Annotated in this window: 16 protein-coding genes; 10 read left to right on the plus strand and 6 right to left on the minus strand. The window is 62.9% G+C overall.

From position 1 onward, the window contains the following. Positions 1-178 precede the first annotated feature (178 nt). Entirely contained in the window at positions 179-1,480 is a 1,302-nt protein-coding gene (locus N7E70_RS16195) for a M23 family metallopeptidase (protein ID WP_263006968.1), read from the plus strand. Between the two features lie 132 nt (positions 1,481-1,612). On the opposite strand, the gene N7E70_RS16200 is transcribed toward N7E70_RS16195, so the two are convergent. Further along, positions 1,613-2,485 carry an ATP-binding protein gene (locus N7E70_RS16200; RefSeq protein ID WP_263006969.1) on the minus strand — a complete coding sequence of 291 codons (873 nt, stop codon included), beginning with the start codon at positions 2,483-2,485 and terminating at the stop codon, positions 1,613-1,615. Positions 2,486-2,666: 181 nt separating this feature from the next. Here N7E70_RS16200 and yajC point away from each other — a divergent pair, with 181 nt between their 5' ends. The 6 genes from yajC (at position 2,667) to N7E70_RS16230 (ending at position 8,309) form a co-directional block, all read left to right on the plus strand. Then, positions 2,667-3,008 carry a preprotein translocase subunit YajC gene (gene yajC, locus N7E70_RS16205; protein ID WP_067961635.1) on the plus strand — a complete coding sequence of 114 codons (342 nt, stop codon included), beginning with the start codon at positions 2,667-2,669 and terminating at the stop codon, positions 3,006-3,008. A 50-nt stretch (positions 3,009-3,058) separates the two neighbouring features. Continuing rightward, positions 3,059-5,614 carry a protein translocase subunit SecDF gene (secDF, locus tag N7E70_RS16210; protein WP_263006970.1) on the plus strand — a complete coding sequence of 852 codons (2,556 nt, stop codon included), beginning with the start codon at positions 3,059-3,061 and terminating at the stop codon, positions 5,612-5,614. A 3-nt stretch (positions 5,615-5,617) separates the two neighbouring features. Then, positions 5,618-6,004, plus strand: a complete 387-nt coding sequence (locus N7E70_RS16215) for an Mth938-like domain-containing protein (RefSeq protein WP_263006971.1) — start codon at positions 5,618-5,620, stop codon at positions 6,002-6,004. 34 nt (positions 6,005-6,038) lie between these two features. Further along, positions 6,039-6,839 (plus strand): phytoene/squalene synthase family protein, encoded by an 801-nt coding sequence (locus tag N7E70_RS16220; protein ID WP_263006972.1) that lies wholly within the window; start codon positions 6,039-6,041, stop codon positions 6,837-6,839. Positions 6,840-6,921: 82 nt separating this feature from the next. Further along, positions 6,922-7,359 carry a hypothetical protein gene (locus N7E70_RS16225; RefSeq protein WP_263006973.1) on the plus strand — a complete coding sequence of 146 codons (438 nt, stop codon included), beginning with the start codon at positions 6,922-6,924 and terminating at the stop codon, positions 7,357-7,359. Continuing rightward, positions 7,359-8,309 carry a sterol desaturase family protein gene (locus tag N7E70_RS16230; protein WP_263006974.1) on the plus strand — a complete coding sequence of 317 codons (951 nt, stop codon included), beginning with the start codon at positions 7,359-7,361 and terminating at the stop codon, positions 8,307-8,309. The genes N7E70_RS16225 and N7E70_RS16230 overlap by 1 nt, the downstream gene beginning before the upstream one ends. Positions 8,310-8,326: 17 nt before the next feature. Here the strand turns inward: N7E70_RS16230 and N7E70_RS16235 are convergent, their stop codons facing one another. Beyond that, on the minus strand, positions 8,327-8,845 hold the full coding sequence (locus N7E70_RS16235) for a GNAT family N-acetyltransferase (protein WP_263006975.1): 519 nt from the start codon (positions 8,843-8,845) through the stop codon (positions 8,327-8,329). A gap of 10 nt (positions 8,846-8,855) precedes the next feature. Beyond that, entirely contained in the window at positions 8,856-10,265 is a 1,410-nt protein-coding gene (trmFO, locus tag N7E70_RS16240; RefSeq protein ID WP_263006976.1) for a methylenetetrahydrofolate--tRNA-(uracil(54)-C(5))-methyltransferase (FADH(2)-oxidizing) TrmFO, read from the minus strand. A 90-nt stretch (positions 10,266-10,355) separates the two neighbouring features. Between trmFO and N7E70_RS16245 the strand changes: the two genes are divergently transcribed. Then, on the plus strand, positions 10,356-10,949 hold the full coding sequence (locus N7E70_RS16245; RefSeq protein ID WP_263006977.1) for a hypothetical protein: 594 nt from the start codon (positions 10,356-10,358) through the stop codon (positions 10,947-10,949). Between the two features lie 570 nt (positions 10,950-11,519). Here N7E70_RS16245 and N7E70_RS16250 read toward each other — a convergent pair. Continuing rightward, positions 11,520-11,660 (minus strand): DUF1127 domain-containing protein, encoded by a 141-nt coding sequence (locus N7E70_RS16250; protein WP_018427695.1) that lies wholly within the window; start codon positions 11,658-11,660, stop codon positions 11,520-11,522. Between the two features lie 50 nt (positions 11,661-11,710). Then, positions 11,711-11,851: a DUF1127 domain-containing protein gene (locus N7E70_RS16255; protein ID WP_082496386.1), complete on the minus strand. Its 141-nt coding sequence runs from the start codon at positions 11,849-11,851 to the stop codon at positions 11,711-11,713. A 222-nt stretch (positions 11,852-12,073) separates the two neighbouring features. On the opposite strand from N7E70_RS16255, the gene N7E70_RS16260 reads away from it, so the two are divergent. Next, a complete protein-coding gene (locus N7E70_RS16260; protein WP_263006978.1) occupies positions 12,074-13,177 on the plus strand; it encodes a DUF2157 domain-containing protein in 1,104 nt (367 codons plus the stop codon). Beyond that, positions 13,174-13,785, plus strand: coding sequence for a GDYXXLXY domain-containing protein (locus N7E70_RS16265; RefSeq protein ID WP_263006979.1), 612 nt, complete (start codon positions 13,174-13,176; stop codon positions 13,783-13,785). Before N7E70_RS16260 ends, N7E70_RS16265 begins: the two co-directional genes overlap by 4 nt. 30 nt (positions 13,786-13,815) lie before the next feature. On the opposite strand, the gene N7E70_RS16270 is transcribed toward N7E70_RS16265, so the two are convergent. Next, positions 13,816-15,387: a glycosyltransferase gene (locus N7E70_RS16270; protein ID WP_263006980.1), complete on the minus strand. Its 1,572-nt coding sequence runs from the start codon at positions 15,385-15,387 to the stop codon at positions 13,816-13,818. Positions 15,388-15,466 lie beyond the last annotated feature (79 nt).

Raw genomic sequence — 15,466 nt, forward strand, 5'->3', positions numbered from 1 at the left:
GTCGGCACCACCCACATCGCTGCTATCTGCGCGCCGCCGGGGCCTCCAGCCCGCCTCGGAAAGCGTCTTGTCGCGGGCTGGCGAAGCTTTTGATTTATTTGATCCTCTTAACCGGCCAGTAACATTAACGCGCTTTAATCAAGCCTAGTTGGTATCGGGTAAAGCGCGGGTCAGTGCGATGCGTTTCAGTATTTTGAAGGCGAATAGACGCTCTCTGGCGCGCGGCGGCGCCGTTCTGCTGGTTGCCGGCATGGCGGCAGGGTGCAGTTCCGGAGTGTCGCGATTTGGCGGCGGTGGTGTCGATGACATCTTCACCGCATCGACGCCGAACCAGCGTTCGATCATCAACCAGCAGCCGCAGCAGCAGCCATTCCCTGGCGATGCCCAGATGGCGACGCCGGTTGCCTCGGCCAGTGCCGGTTCGGTCAGCCGCGGCAGTCTGCAGCCGGTGTCGTCGCAGCCTCTGCCGGCACCAGTCGCCCAGGCGCCAGCGCTTGCTCCGGCTCCGGTTCGTACCGCCCAGGCTCCGGCTCAAGCCCCTGCATTGGCGCCTGCGCTGGACAATAGGTCGACCGGCACGATAGCCCAGCCGCAGACGGCGCAGGACAATACGCTCAAGGTTCCGGGCAAAAATCCGCAGCCGGCCACCTTGCCGAGCAACAAGGTTGCGGTGCTGCCGCAGCAGCCCAAGACCAAGGAAACCGCAACCGCGCAGCTCGGCTCGCCGACCGACAGCAATGCCAAGCCGGCAGGTGCCGGCGGCGGCTACAAGGTCGTCGAAGGCGATACGCTCAACCGTATCGCCAAGAAGCTCGGCGTGTCGACGGCGGCACTCAAGGAGGCCAATAGCCTGCAGGACGGCCGCATCAGGATCGGCCAGACGCTGAAGGTGCCGGCTGGCGGCGCGACTTCGACTGTTGCCAAGGCTGCACCCGCCGTCGACCCGGTCGTGACCGCAACCGCAGCCACAGCCGCTCCGAAGCCGGCCGTTGCCGCGGCCAAGCCTGCGGCCGAAGCTCCCGCCGTTGCGGCCTACACGCCGCCGAAGAAGGACAAGCTGGTGCAGCAGGCCGAGGAATCGGCCGAGGCAGCGCCAAATGCCACCGGTATCGACCGCATGCGCTGGCCGGTGCGTGGCCGCGTCGTTTCCAGCTACGGCAAGGGCGGCGGCAAGTCGAATGACGGCATCGACATCTCGGTGCCGGAAGGCACGCCGGTGAAGGCTGCCGAAAACGGTGTCGTCATCTATGCCGGCGACGGGCTCAAGGAATTCGGCAACACCGTGCTGGTGCGCCATGAGAACGGCCTCGTCACCGTCTATGGTCACGCAAGCTCGCTCAAGGTCCAGCGCGGCCAGAAGGTCAAACGTGGCGACGAGATCGCGCTGTCCGGCATGAGCGGTTCGACCGATGCCCCGAAGCTGCATTTCGAAGTGCGCAAGAACTCCACGCCGGTCGATCCGAGCGGCTACCTCGAATAGGCACTGGAGCCAGGCATCGCTTTCCGAAAATCGTAAGGGGTTTTCGGATCGACGCCGGCGCGGGTCGCCTGACCTCCATCGTCCCGCCATATCAGCCCGTCCCGACAGGGGCGGGTTTTTCGTTTGGAGGGTTCAGTCTATGAGCGGCTTGCCGAGGCGGCCTGCGAGATCCTGGATGAACTGCCAGGCAACGCGGCCCGAACGGCTGCCGCGCGTCGTCGCCCATTCCAGCGCCTCGGCGCGCAGGGTCTCCGGATCATTGTCGAAGCCATGGTAACGGGCGTAGCCGTTGACCATCTCGAGATATTCGTCCTGCGAGCATTTGTGGAAGCCGAGCCACAGGCCGAAGCGATCAGAGAGCGAGACCTTTTCCTCAACGGCCTCCGACGGGTTGATCGCCGTCGAGCGCTCATTGTCGATCATGTCGCGCGGCAGGAGATGCCTGCGGTTCGACGTTGCATAGAAGATGACGTTGGCGGGCCTGCCCTCGACGCCGCCTTCGAGGGCCGCCTTGAGCGACTTGTACGAGGTGTCATCATGGTCGAACGACAGGTCGTCGCAGAACAGGATGAAGCGAAAGGGCGCCGCCTTGAGAAGGTTCATCAGCTTGGGCAGGGTGTCGATGTCCTCGCGATGGATCTCGATCAGCTTGAGCGGCGTTGCCGTCTTGCCCGAGGCGTTGATCGTGGCATGTGCTGCCTTTACCAGCGACGACTTGCCCATGCCGCGCGCACCCCACAAAAGCACGTTGTTGGCAGGCAGGCCGGCGGCGAAGCGCTCGGTGTTGTCGACGAGGATGTCGCGGACGCGGTCGACGCCCTTGATCAGGCCGATGTCGACGCGGTTGACCCGCAATACGGGTTCGAGAAAGCCCGGATCGGCAGCCCAGACATAGCAGTCGGCGGTGGCGATGTCGGTTTCTGGGACGGACGGAGGCGCAAGCCTGGTTACCGCAGCGATCAGAAGATCCAGCTTGGAGTTGAGCGCTTCGATGGTCTTTTCCATGGCCGATCCCGTCAGTCTCTAGACATTACCTGTGCGCGACGCTGTAACACGCTCAAATTGCGCGGAAAAGCGCTACGGCTTGGGCCAAGCGTAGTTGCATTGGTGGCATGAGCGACTATATTCCGCGCACATTTCCGGGGTCCCGATGTGCGGTATCCCGATACTTTCTCAGGAGACATTCATGTTCGTCACGCCGGCATACGCACAGGCCGCCACCGCGGGAGCGCCCGACGTTCTCATCAGCATCTTGCCGTTTGTGCTGATCTTCGTGGTCATGTATTTTCTGATCATCCGCCCGCAGCGCACCCAGCTGAAGAAGCGCGGCGAGATGCTTACGGCGATCCGCCGCGGCGATACGGTCGTCACCGGTGGTGGCTTCGTCGGCAAGGTGAGCAAGGTCATCGACGATCACGAGCTCGAGATCGATCTGGGCAATGGTCTCAAGGTGACGGCGCTGCGTGCGACGATTTCCGACGTTCGGGTCAAGGGCGAGCCGATCGCCAACCAGAACGCCAAGAAGTAATCGTAGGCGGGCGATAAGCACCGCGATCACGCCTTATCGGACGAGGCCAAATGCTCTATTTCTCGCGCTGGAAGACAATCTCGATCTGGGCCGTCGTGCTCCTCGGGGTGCTCTTCACCATCCCGAACATGCTGACCCAGTCTCAGCTCGATTCCCTTCCGGGGTGGTTTCCCAAGCGCGCACTGACGCTTGGCCTCGACCTGCAGGGCGGTTCGCACATCCTGCTATCCATCGACCGGCAGGACCTGGTCGATGAACGCCTGCAGGCGACCCGCGACGACATCCGCACGCTGCTGCGCGACGCTAAGATCGGCTACACCGGCCTGACCGGCACCGGCACCACGGTGCAGGTGCGCATCAGCGATGTGAACGAGATCGATGCGGCCAAGACGGCGCTCGCGCCGTTGGTTGCGCCGTTGTCGTCGAGCATGTTCGGCACCGGTACGGTGAGCGAGCTGTCGCTCGAGGAGCCCGAGGCCGGGCTTCTGCGCTACACGCTGACCGAAGGCGGCATCGACTACCGCGTCAACAATGCCGTGACCCAGTCGATCGAGGTCATCGGCCGCCGCGTCAACGAGCTCGGCACCACCGAGCCGATCATCCAGCGCGCCGGCGCCGACCGCATCCTGGTCCAGGTTCCGGGCCTTCAGGATCCGACCCGTCTCAAGGAAATCCTCGGCAAGACCGCCAAGCTGACCTTCCAGATGGTCGACCAGTCGATGTCGCCGCAGGAGGCCCTGCAGGGCCGCCCGCCGGCAGGCTCGACGGTCATGTATTCGCAGGACGATCCGCCCGTTCCCTACCTGATCGAAAACCGCGTCATCGTGTCGGGTGAAAACCTGACCGACGCGCAGGCCACCTTCGACCAGCGCACCTCGGAAGCCGTCGTTTCCTTCCGGTTCGACGGGAAGGGCGCGTCGCGCTTCGGCCAGGCCACCCAGCAGAATGTCGGCCGCCTGTTTGCCATCATCCTCGACAACCAGGTGATCTCGGCACCGCGCATCAACGAGCCGATCCTTGGCGGTTCGGGCCAGATTTCCGGCAGCTTCACCGCTGAAAGCGCCAATGATCTCGCCGTGCTGCTGCGCGCCGGTGCGCTGCCCGCCGACCTCACCATCGTCGAGGAACGCACCGTCGGTCCGAGCCTTGGCGCCGACTCGATCGCCGCCGGCAAGTTCGCCTCGGTCATCGCCGGCATCCTCGTCGTCGGCTTCATGCTGGTCGCCTATGGCACGCTTGGCATCATCGCCAACATTGCACTTGCCGCCAACGTGGCGCTCATCATCGCGATCCTGTCCATCTTGGGTGCCACGCTGACAATGCCCGGCATCGCCGGCATCGTGCTGACCGTCGGCATGGCGGTCGACTCCAACGTCATCATCTACGAACGCGTGCGCGAAGAGCGGCAACTCGGCCGATCCCTGGTACAGTCGCTGGATTCGGGTTTCGCCCGCGCGCTGGCGACCATCGTCGACGCCAACTTCACCACCTTCATCGCCGCCCTGATCCTGTTCTATCTCGGTTCGGGTCCGGTTCGCGGCTTCGCTGTCACGCTCGCCATCGGCATCTTGACGACCGTTTTCACCGCCTTCACCCTGACCCGCTGGCTGGTTTCGATCTGGCTGCGCCGCGCCAAGCCCAAGGAACTGCCCAAGGGCCTGGTGCGCTTCGTGCCCGACAACACCAGCTATCCGTTCATGTCTTGGCGGCGCCATGCCTTCACGCTGTCGGCAGCGGCGTCGATCCTGGCGGCCGTGCTGTTCTTCTCGATCGAGATGAATTACGGCATCGACTTCCGCGGCGGCACCAGCATCGAGGTGCAGTCCAAGAGCGGTACCGCTGACTCGGCCGCCGTCCGCGCCAGGCTGAGCGAGCTCAACCTCGGCGACGTTCAGGTGCAGGAGTTCGGCGCCAACAACACGCTACTGATCCGCGTCGAGGGCCAGAACGCCGGCGACAATGCCGAGCAGAGCGTGGTCGAGAAGGTGCGCGGCGAGCTTGCGAGCGAATATGAGTTCCGCCGCGTTGAATCGGTTGGACCGACGGTGTCGAGCGAGCTGGCCTGGTCGGGCACGATCGGCGTGCTCGCCGCCATGCTGGCGATGTTGATCTACATCTGGTTCCGCTTCGAATGGCAGTTCGCGCTCGGTGCGATCATCGCGACTGTGCACGACGTGACGATGATGGTCGGGCTCTATGTCATAACAGGCATCGAGTTCAATCTGACCAGTATCGCGGCCATCCTGACGATCGTCGGCTATTCGATCAACGATACCGTCGTCGTGTATGACCGCGTCCGAGAGAACCTGCGCAAGTACAAGAAGATGCCGATCGAGCAGCTGCTCGACCTGTCGATGAACCAGACGCTGTCGCGTACCGTGCTGACCGGCGTGACGACGCTGTTGGCCCTGGTTTCGCTCTACCTGTTCGGTGGCGAGGTCATCCAGTCGTTCACGCTGGCGATGATCTTCGGTATCCTGGTCGGCACCTACTCGTCGATCTTCGTCGCTGGTCCGCTGCTGATCCTGTTCAGGCTGCGGCCTGAAGGCGCGGACGACATGGGCAAGCCGGCCGTGCCGGCCGGTGCCCAGCCGACCAAGTCGTAAGCCATGGCGGGAATGATCATCCGCGAGGCGCATTTCCCGGGACGGGCGCCCGTCGACGCTTATGGCGACGGCGGCTTCCGTTTCGCCGACATGTCGCATCGCGGATCGATCCTGTGCCTGCCGTCAGGCATCTATGGCTGGCAGCCGGCCGATGCGCGGGCGCTGCAGCCGTCCGATTTCGACAAGCTATTCGCCGAGGCAGGCGATGTCGAAATCCTGCTCGTCGGCATGGGCAAGGAACTACGTCGGCTGCCGGAAAGTCTGCGCGTGGCACTGAAGGCAGCCGGAATCTCGGCCGACCCGATGTCGACGGGAGCCGCGGTGCGCACCTACAACGTGCTGCTTGCCGAAGATCGCGCCGTCGCCGCGGCCTTCATTGCTGTCGACTGACGTGCACGGCGCAAACGACCCGGCGAAAGCCCTGATGGATGCGGTGCGCGTTGCCGACCGCGACCGCTATCTTGCCGCGCTCTACGCCCCCGAGGACAAGCGGCCAGCACTTCTGGCGCTCTATGCGTTCAACGCCGAGATTGCAGCCATCCGCGACCGCGTCAGCGAGCCGATGCCCGGCGAGATCAGGCTGCAATGGTGGCGCGACGTCATTGCCTCGGGCAATCGGGAAGCCGGCGCCGGACATCCGCTCGCCTCAGCCTTGATGGCGGCGATCGAATCCTATCGTCTGCCTGTGGCGGCTTTCGACAACTACCTCGAAGCCCGTATCTTCGATCTCTACGACGACCCGATGCCGTCGCGAACCGACCTCGAGGGCTATTGCGGCGAGACTGCCTCGGCGCTGATCCAACTGGCTTCGCTGGTGCTCGATGCCGACGGCGCGCCGAAGCATGCGGAGCTTGCGGGCCATGCTGGTTGCGCCCAGGCGATCACAGGGTTGCTGCGCCTGCTGCCGATGCACCGGGCGCGCGGCCAATGTTATGTGCCACGAGACATCCTTGCTGCCGCCGGCCTGACACCGGAGGAGTTCGTCGCTGGCGGCGATGATCAAAAATCGTCTGGCGCGGTCCAGGCGATGATTGCCTTGGCGCGCGAGCATCTCCGTGCCTTCGAACGCGGCGCCAAGGCGCTGCCGCAGTCATTGCGGCCAGCCTTCCTGCCGATTGCGCTGACGCCTGCCTATCTCGACCGCGTCGAGCGCGGCAAAGATGGCATGTCTGTGCTGCGCAAGCATTTCGCCATGGTCGCGACAGCTTCCCGTGGGTGGCGCTAGACTATCGTTGACGTAAACGTCAACGATGCTAGTCTGCCGCTGAAATCGCCTGGAGAGCGGTTTCGGGAGGACATCTGTTATCATGAGCTTGCCAATTCTGGTGGCGATGGTCGTCGTCGGCATATCAGCGGTAGTGGCTGCCGTGCATCTTAGTGGCGGCAGTGCAAAGGTGCAGCTGGCGGGCACGGACCATGCGCTGCAGCGGTTTGCCACCGACTTTCCTGATGTCGCGTCTCGCGCGGTGCTGCTGACCGAGGACGGCGGCACGGCGTTCCTGCAGCTCGACAACGGCTCCGTCGGTATCGTCCGCGGCATCGGTGACAAGTTTCTCACGCGTATCGTGACCGGGGCCGATGTGGCGGCCGTAACTGTCCGCGATGAGAGGACCGTAGCGCTGAGCTTGCTCGACTTCACCTGGAAGGGCGGAGACTTCCGCTTCACGGACGCCGAGGCTGCCGGCGCTGTGGTCGCCGCGCTTTCGGGCAGATCAGGCGCAAGCGGCGAAGGGGATAAGGCGTGATGGAGAACTACGATTTTCCCAAGGTCACGGAGCTTGCGATTCCGTTCTTCGTGATCGCTATCCTGATAGAGCTTTGGCTTGTTCGCACAGGCCGGGCGAAGGGCGCTTTCGAAACGCGTGACACGCTGACGAGCCTGATGATGGGCACAGGAAACGTGGTTGCCGGCCTTTTGCTCGGCGTCGTGTCTTACTGGGCTCTGCTCTGGGTCTGGCAATTCAGGGTCTTCGACCTTGGCCTGTCGCTCTGGGTGTTCATCACAGCTTTCCTGCTCGATGACCTGCGTTACTACTGGTACCATCGCATCGCTCACCGCGTGCGCTGGGTCTGGGCCGAGCATGTGAACCACCATTCGAGCCAGCACTACAATCTGTCGACCGCGCTCAGGCAAAGCTGGACTGGTCTGTTCACCGGCATGTTCATCCTGCAGATGCCATTGGTGCTGCTCGGCTTCCACCCGGCGGTTATCGCCTTCGTCTTCGGCTTCAACCTGGTCTGGCAGTTCTGGATCCACACCGAGGCCATCGGCAGGATGTGGGCGTGGTTCGAGTTCATCTTCAACACGCCGTCACATCATCGGGTGCACCACGCCACCAACCCGCGTTACCTTGACGCCAATTTTGCCGGCACGCTGATCATCTGGGATCGCATGTTCGGCACTTTCGTCGAGGAACGGGAAGAGGACCTGCCGCGCTACGGTATCGTCCACAACATCGGCACCTTCAATCCGGTACGCGTCGCCTTCCATGAATGGATTGGCATGTTCAAGGACGCATTCGCGTCCGGGCTCAGCCTGCACCAGCGCCTCGGTTACCTGTTCATGCCGCCGGGCTGGAGCCATGACGGCTCGCGCGAGACCTCGGAAAGCCTGAAAGCCGCCTATGTCAGGCGCAATCCCGGCGAAGCGGGCAAGCCGGGGCTGCCTGAAGCGGGGCCGATACTTGGCGAGTGACCTCGCGCGCGTGAGCGCTAGGACGAGACGTACCGCTCGCGCCGCGTGAAGAACAGGAATCGATCAAGCCCGCGGGCGTTGACGTAGGAGCGGACGTCATGGTGCAGGCGCCGGGCGACGCTGGCCGATGACGCATTGTCGGTGGCGACAATCGAGCCGATCAGGGGCTCGGTGGTCCTGGCGAAACCGAAAGCCATGGCGGCGCGGGCGGCTTCGAGCGCGTAGCCGCTTCCGCGCCATTGCGACGCTATGTGATAGCCGATTTCCAGCACGCGGGTGCCGCCGGCATCCTGCCAGGTCGGGCCGCAGTCGCCGATCAGCGCACCACTGGTCTTGTCGATGATTGCCCACAGGCCAAAACCGTCGCGCTGGTAGCGTTCGCGGTTGCGGTCGATCCACTCGATCGCCGCGGCCTCGTTCGTCATCTCCGGATAGAAACGATGGGCATAATCGTCATTGAACACGGACTGGATCGCGGCTGCGTCGCCGCGTTCCATTTCCCTGAGCGTCAGCCGTGGCGTTTCCGCAAGCGCCATGGCCTGATACCTACTCCGCAGCCTGTGCCGCTGAGGCAATGCCGAGCCAGGCGCGGCAGTCGACGAGCGCGCGCGCCGTCATCGCCTTCTTCTTGGCAACGGTCTTTTCCTTGCCGCGCAGGCGCTTGCCTTCGACTTTTGGCGCTTCCATGACCGGAAACAGGCCGAAATTGACGTTCATCGGCTGGAACGAGCGCTTGCCAGGCTCGTCGTCCGAGACGATGTGCCCGCCGGTGATGTGGTTGAGCAGCGCACCGAAGGCGGTGGTCACGGGTGGAGTGCTGATCTGTTGCCCCAAGCGCTGGGCGGCGGCGAAGCGGCCGGCCAAAAGCCCGATGGCAGCACTTTCGACATAACCCTCGCAACCGGTGATCTGGCCGGCAAAACGCAGGCCCGGTCGCGACGTGAGCTGCAGCGTCGGGTCGAGCAGGGTCGGCGAGTTGAGATAGGTGTTGCGGTGCAGGCCGCCGAGACGCGCAAATTCGGCGTTTTCCAGCCCCGGAATCATGCGCAGCACATTGACCTGCTCGCCATGCTTCAGCTTGGTCTGAAAACCGACCATGTTGTACAGCGTGCCGAGCGCATTGTCCTGGCGCAGCTGCACAACTGCATAGGCCTTCACAGTCGGGTTGTGCGCATTGGTCAGGCCCATCGGCTTCATCGGCCCGTGGCGCAGGGTCTCGCGACCACGCTCGGCCATCACCTCGATCGGCAGGCAGCCGTCGAAATAGGGCGTGCCTTCCCACTCCTTGAACTCGGTCTTCTGTCCATCGAGCAGCGCCTGGACGAAGGCGTCGTACTGCTCCTTGTCCATCGGGCAGTTGATGTAGTCCTTGCCGGTACCGCCGGGGCCGACCTTGTCGTAGCGCGACTGGAACCAGCAGACATTCATGTCGATGCTGTCGAAATGGATGATCGGCGCAATCGCGTCGAAAAAGGCGAGCGCGTCGGCACCGGTGCTGGCGGCGATCGCCTCGGCCAGCGAAGGTGCGGTGAGCGGGCCGGTTGCGATGATCGTCTGGTCCCAGTCCTCGGGCGGGAGGCCGGTGATTTCCTCGCGCACGATTGATATCAACGGATGCGCTTCGAGCCGTGCGGTGACGGCATTGGAGAAACCGTCGCGGTCGACGGCGAGCGCGCCGCCGGCGGGAACCTGGTTGGCGTCGCCGGCGCTCATGATCAGCGAGCCGGCAAGCCGCATCTCGGCGTGCAGCAGGCCGACGGCGTTGGTTTCGGCGTCATCCGAGCGGAACGAATTGGAACAGACAAGCTCAGCCAGGCCGTCGGTCTTGTGCGCGTCGGTGCCGCGCACGCCGCGCATTTCATGCAGGATGACAGGCACGCCGGCCGAAGCCACCTGCCATGCCGCTTCCGATCCGGCGAGACCGCCGCCGATGATGTGAATGGGTTTTGTGCTCATGGCGCCGGAATAATCCCTTGGACGGGGGAATGCAACGATTGGGCGGCTTGCGAGTTGCGCCCGATGCGGGACAGTCACTAGGATATCGCCATGACGAGACGTGCGATCATCCTTTTTGCTGGCCTCATATCGATCATGGCCGGCGGTCCGGTCACGGAGGCCGTGGCCGCGCCAGCAAGAACCATCGACATCTGCCATGGTTATGGCTGCGCGTTTCGTTCGCGCCTCGATCTTGGCACCAGTGACGACCGGAAGTTTGCAGCGATCATGGCCGCCGGCCGAGCCTCGCCGCAAGCCGAGCGCAAGGCGATCGCCCGGGCGGTCGGCTATTTCGAGAAGCGGGCGCAGCAGGTGACCGGCGTGCGCGACCAGCCACAGTCGGAGTTCGGCGCTTCGAAAATTCGCGGACAGATGGATTGCGTCGATGAGTCGACCAATACCGATGCGCTGCTGCGTTATCTCGCGCGTCGCGGCCTGCTCAAGCATCACAAGGTCGAAGCCAGAGATTCCAGGGGCTTCCTGCTCGACGGCCGCTATCCGCACTGGACGGCGGTGATCCGGGCCCCCGACGGCGTCAAATGGGTTGTCGATTCCTGGTATGCGCCGATGGGTGGCGCGCCCGACATCATCCGGCTCAACGACTGGAAGCAGCGTGGTGTGCTGGATAGCGGCGCGCTGAACTAGGGCAGTTATCTCCCGAGATCGAAGGCGCGGCGCCAAAACGACAACACCCGCCGGGGGAGGACCGGCGGGTATTGGTTTTGGTGGTCAGCCTCTGGGAGGAGGAGGAAGCTGACCTATTCGCCTTTGCCGGGGAGGAGGTCGGCGCAGGCTGAATTCTGTTCGCCAATCGAAGAGGGCGACGCTCTCTACAGCGCAGCGCGTCCATTTGGACGCGCAAAGGACGCTGTAGCACTTATGGTGGGTGCATGATCCTTTCCGAAAATCGATTTCGATATTCGGGGTCATGCACCGGGTAACAACACCTGCCGGGGGAGGAGGTTCGGCAGGTGTCGTTATTGGTGGTCAGCTCAATGGGAGGAGAAAGCTGACCTATTCGCCTTTGCCGGGGAGGAGGTCGGCGCAGGCTGAATTCTGTTCGCCAATCGAAGAGGGCGAGGCTCTCGGGCTAACGACACCCGCCGGGGGAGGAGGATCCGGCGGGTGTGTTAAGGTGGTCAGCTCAATGGGAGGAGAAAGCTGACCGGATCCATCGGGGTCGGGGAGGAGGTCGACCCGGACGGAAAGCTTGAATTAGATTGCGCGGCGGGCGATCGACTGGATCTCGCCACGATTGATGCCGAGATCGGCAAGCTGGCGGTTCGACAGACGGCCAAGCTCGTTCACCGTCTCGCGATATGCACGCCAGTTGCGGTAAGTGCGGAGCAAGTTCATTTCAGTTCTCTTTTCGGTTCGGACAGGTAGTTTGGGTAGATCGGCTTCGGTTAGATCGCCTTGCGAGCGACGAAGTGGATATCGCTGCGGGTAATGCCGAGGTCGGTCAGTTCACGGTTCGACAGGCGGCTCAGCTCGGAAACAGTGTCACGGTAGCGGCGCCAGTTGCGGTAATTGCGGATCAGGTTCATCTTCGTTTTCCGTTCGTCTTCTTTTCTCTTCTGTGTACGGGGCGTAGATAGGATGCCCTTGCCTAAAATTGAAGCGCTATGCTCGCATGGCAGCAATGCGTTTTGTGCATTGCAACATTAATGGGCATTAAGGCTTCGGTCATAATTGTGACCGAATCTGAAATTCGCCATGATGACAACGGCTTGGCCCTGGTGTGGGCCGTCGGGCAGGGGAAGCGACATATGGCGAGCTATGCCACCAAGGTGAAGAACGACATCGGCCGTTGGGTCGACAGCGGGCTCGTCGACCGCGCGACCGGTGACGCGCTGATCCGCGATGTCGAGACCAATGAGCGCAACGGGCTCAATTTCGGTTCGATCCTCGCCATGATGGCGGCTCTGCTGTTTGCGGCAGCGATCCTGATCCTTGTCGCGGCCAACTGGGAAGCAATACCGCGCCCGGCGCGAGTGGCCTCGCTGTTTGCCGTGATCTTCGCGGGTTATGTCGGCGGAGCCGTGCTCAAGCAGCGGGACCATGGCGGCTTCGCCGAAGCATTGTGGTTGGTCGCTGCCGCGGCCTTTGGCGGTTCGATCGCGCTGATCGGCCAGATGTACCATTTCTCCGGTGACGAGGCGGCGGCGATCGTCACCTGGTCGATAGGCACGGCCATAGCCGCGGCCGCACTGCGTTCGAATGCCCTGACTGTCGCCGCCATCGGCATCGCCGACGCATGGCTGGTGACGAAGGGATTTGAGCTGTTCCGCCGCGCGGAGTTTCCGCATCTCTTCATTGTGTTCATGGCTGCATACTGGGCGCTGTCGTTCTGGACGCAGAGCCGCGCTGCGCGCCACCTGATCGCGCTGTCGGTCATTCTCTATGCGGTGCTGCTCGGCTTTCACTACGAGTCGCTGGAGGTCGGGCTGGTGCTTGCGCTGGTCTCGGCAGCGCTTCTCGCCGCTGCAGCGCTGGCACCTGCGGCTTCGGAGCGCATTGCCCAGCTTGGCGGGCGGCTGCCGTTGCACGCGCTGATCGGCTTCCTCTCCGGTATGGGCATGGTCCAGCTCGACCAGATGGATGATGCAGGCTTTGTCATCGCCGCTGCCGTGGCGCTGGCGGTCATCGCGGCCGTGATCGTCTTCCTCGGTCGCGAGAGCCGAGGCTTGCGCTGGATAGCCTATATCGGCTTCGCCTTCGAGTTGGCGATCGTCTACATGGTGACGGTCGGCTCCATGTTGGGCACGGCAGGCTTCTTCTTCGCAGCTGCAATAATCCTCGCCGGCCTAGCTTATGCGATCATCCGCATCGAACGGCGCATGAAATCACAGCCAGCCCAGGGAGCCGCGTGATGACCCGCTACAAGCTCGTTGTCGCCGCCATTGTCGTGGCCCTGGCGCAAATCGGTTTCCTCGGCTGGATGATCGTCGGGCGCGCGGCGATCCTGCGCGACGGCAAGGAAATCCTGCTCAAGGTCGAGCCCGTCGACCCGCGCGACCTGTTGCGCGGCGACTATGTCAGGCTTGGCTACGACATCTCGCGCATTCCTGTCGAAATCGTCGAAAACCTACCACAGGATGAAGCGGCGGCCGTGGAAGGATGGCCGATCGTCGTCCGCTTGAAGAAGGACGCTGATGGGTACTGGCGCGCCAAATCCGCCATGCTCACCACTGACTCGACGGTCGCAAGCCCGGATGAGGTCGATCTTAGCGGCCAGGTCACCAATGCCTGGAGCCTGACGCCGGGTTCGACCATTAGCGTCGACTACGGCATCGAGCGCTTCTATGTGCCGGAGGGCGAAGGGTTGGCCATCGAGGAGGAGATGCGCAAGCGCAACTCCGGCGCGGAGCCCGAATTGCGCAGCTTCGGCATCAAGGTGGCGGTCGGCAGCGACGGCACCGGCCAGATCAAGGCACTGATGGACGGCGACACAATGCTGTTTGAGGAACCGCTCTATTAAGGCATCAAGACAGGGCAAGTCCGCTGGCGTTCACCAGGGGACGTGCAGTACTTCTATTTTAGGCAGCCCGAGCGGCACGACGCCGAGATCATTGGCAAGGGCAGCAAAGCCTTCTGTCTCGAGCAGGAACCTGTAGGGGATCTCGGGAAAGTTGAGGCCGCCGCGATGCAGCGCTGCGTCGACGAGCAGCATCGTGCCACCGACGCCGTCGAGGTTTACGCTGTCGAGATGGCGCAGGTCGCTAAGGTAAAGCCTGGTGTTTTCCTTGGCTGGAGGCTGGTAGAGGCCGCCGCGCAGCGCGCGGTAGTATCGGTAATCCCTTGGCTTTCGGAGAGTGGCAAAGCTGTTCATGTCGAAGCTGCCACCACCCGGCGCCACCGCGCAGTTGGGAACGACGATCCTGCCGCCCGAAGCGATCAGGCGCGATATGGCGTCCGAGGGATAACGCCAGACGTCGATATCGATCCACAGAGCCCAGTCGTCACTGGCATCGAGCCCGTGGCTGATGAGATGATTGCGGACGGCGGCAATGGCCGAGCGGCGCTTGCGTTGAAGGCTGGGCTTCCAGCGCTTCGCTCGTTCCATCTTGATGCCAAGGTCCTTCTTGAGCAGCACGATGTCGCGGTAATTTCCGTTGAGTGCAGCGGTCGCTTCGGTCAGCCTTTCCCAACTGCCGTCGCTGCTGTCGCCTTCGCAGAACACCAGCTTGATGCACTCCTTGGGGTGGCCGAGCCGGGCGAGCGCTGCGAGGAAGGGTTCAATGTGGTCGGCGGCATCGCGCAATGGCACAAGTATCGCGATGTTGTTGCCCGAGGGCGGTAGGCGGTTGAGGGCAGCCGGGTCGACTGCCGCCTGTGCTGTGGCCAGGTCGAGTTGCTCGCCTTTGGTCAAGGCATGCCGCGCCTGATAGTAGCTTTGCCGCAACCGTGCCAGCAAAGACGGTGGTTTGGGTTTGATCCACCAGGTGCCGGCCCAGTGATGAATGGACAGGGTCGCGGTCGCGGCGGCGTCGGTCGAATTGCCGCTGCTGCCAGCCGGGCTGAAAAGTTCGTTCGGGTGGATCGCAAAGGCCGACTGATCGGGGAAACTCAGCTGCGCCGCCGTCAGAAGGCATGGGCCCGTGGCATCGAGAACGTCCCGCGCATCCTTGACCAAAGGCAGATAGGCAAGCAGGTGGGGCCAGAACGGGTGTCCTTTCGGGCTCGCCATCGTCCCGTTGAAGAGAAGGTGAGGCAGGTTGCGCATGCGCGTCTGCGCATCCGACTGACTTTGGGGTTCCTTGCACAGGACGACGCGGTTCTCGTCCAAAAGCCCGTCGAAGGGCGCCACGCATTCGCAGTCGATGTCGGCATAGACGCCACCGAAATGGTGCAGCAGCATGTAACGCGCAGCGTCCGCACGCTGGACGCCGACCTTGTAGCTGCAGTAGGTCTCAAGATAATCAGGATAGTGTTCGGCGACAAAGTCGAGCAGCATCCTGTCGCTCCACAAGATGTGCCGCCAGCCCGGATTGTGTTTCTCCCAACTCGTCGACCAACTGAGGAATTTGTCGGGAATTCTGTCCGTCTTCCAGGTCTGGTGAAGAATTTTTGGAATTGTCATGCAAAGCCGATCAACTTCGTCTTTCAGTCATCCTGCATGTCATGGCATTATTAGACAAGGCTTATCAAGCTGATATCGA

Origin of the sequence: Aminobacter sp. NyZ550 (assembly GCF_025628925.2) — a bacterium.
Lineage (GTDB): Bacteria > Pseudomonadota > Alphaproteobacteria > Rhizobiales > Rhizobiaceae > Aminobacter > Aminobacter ciceronei.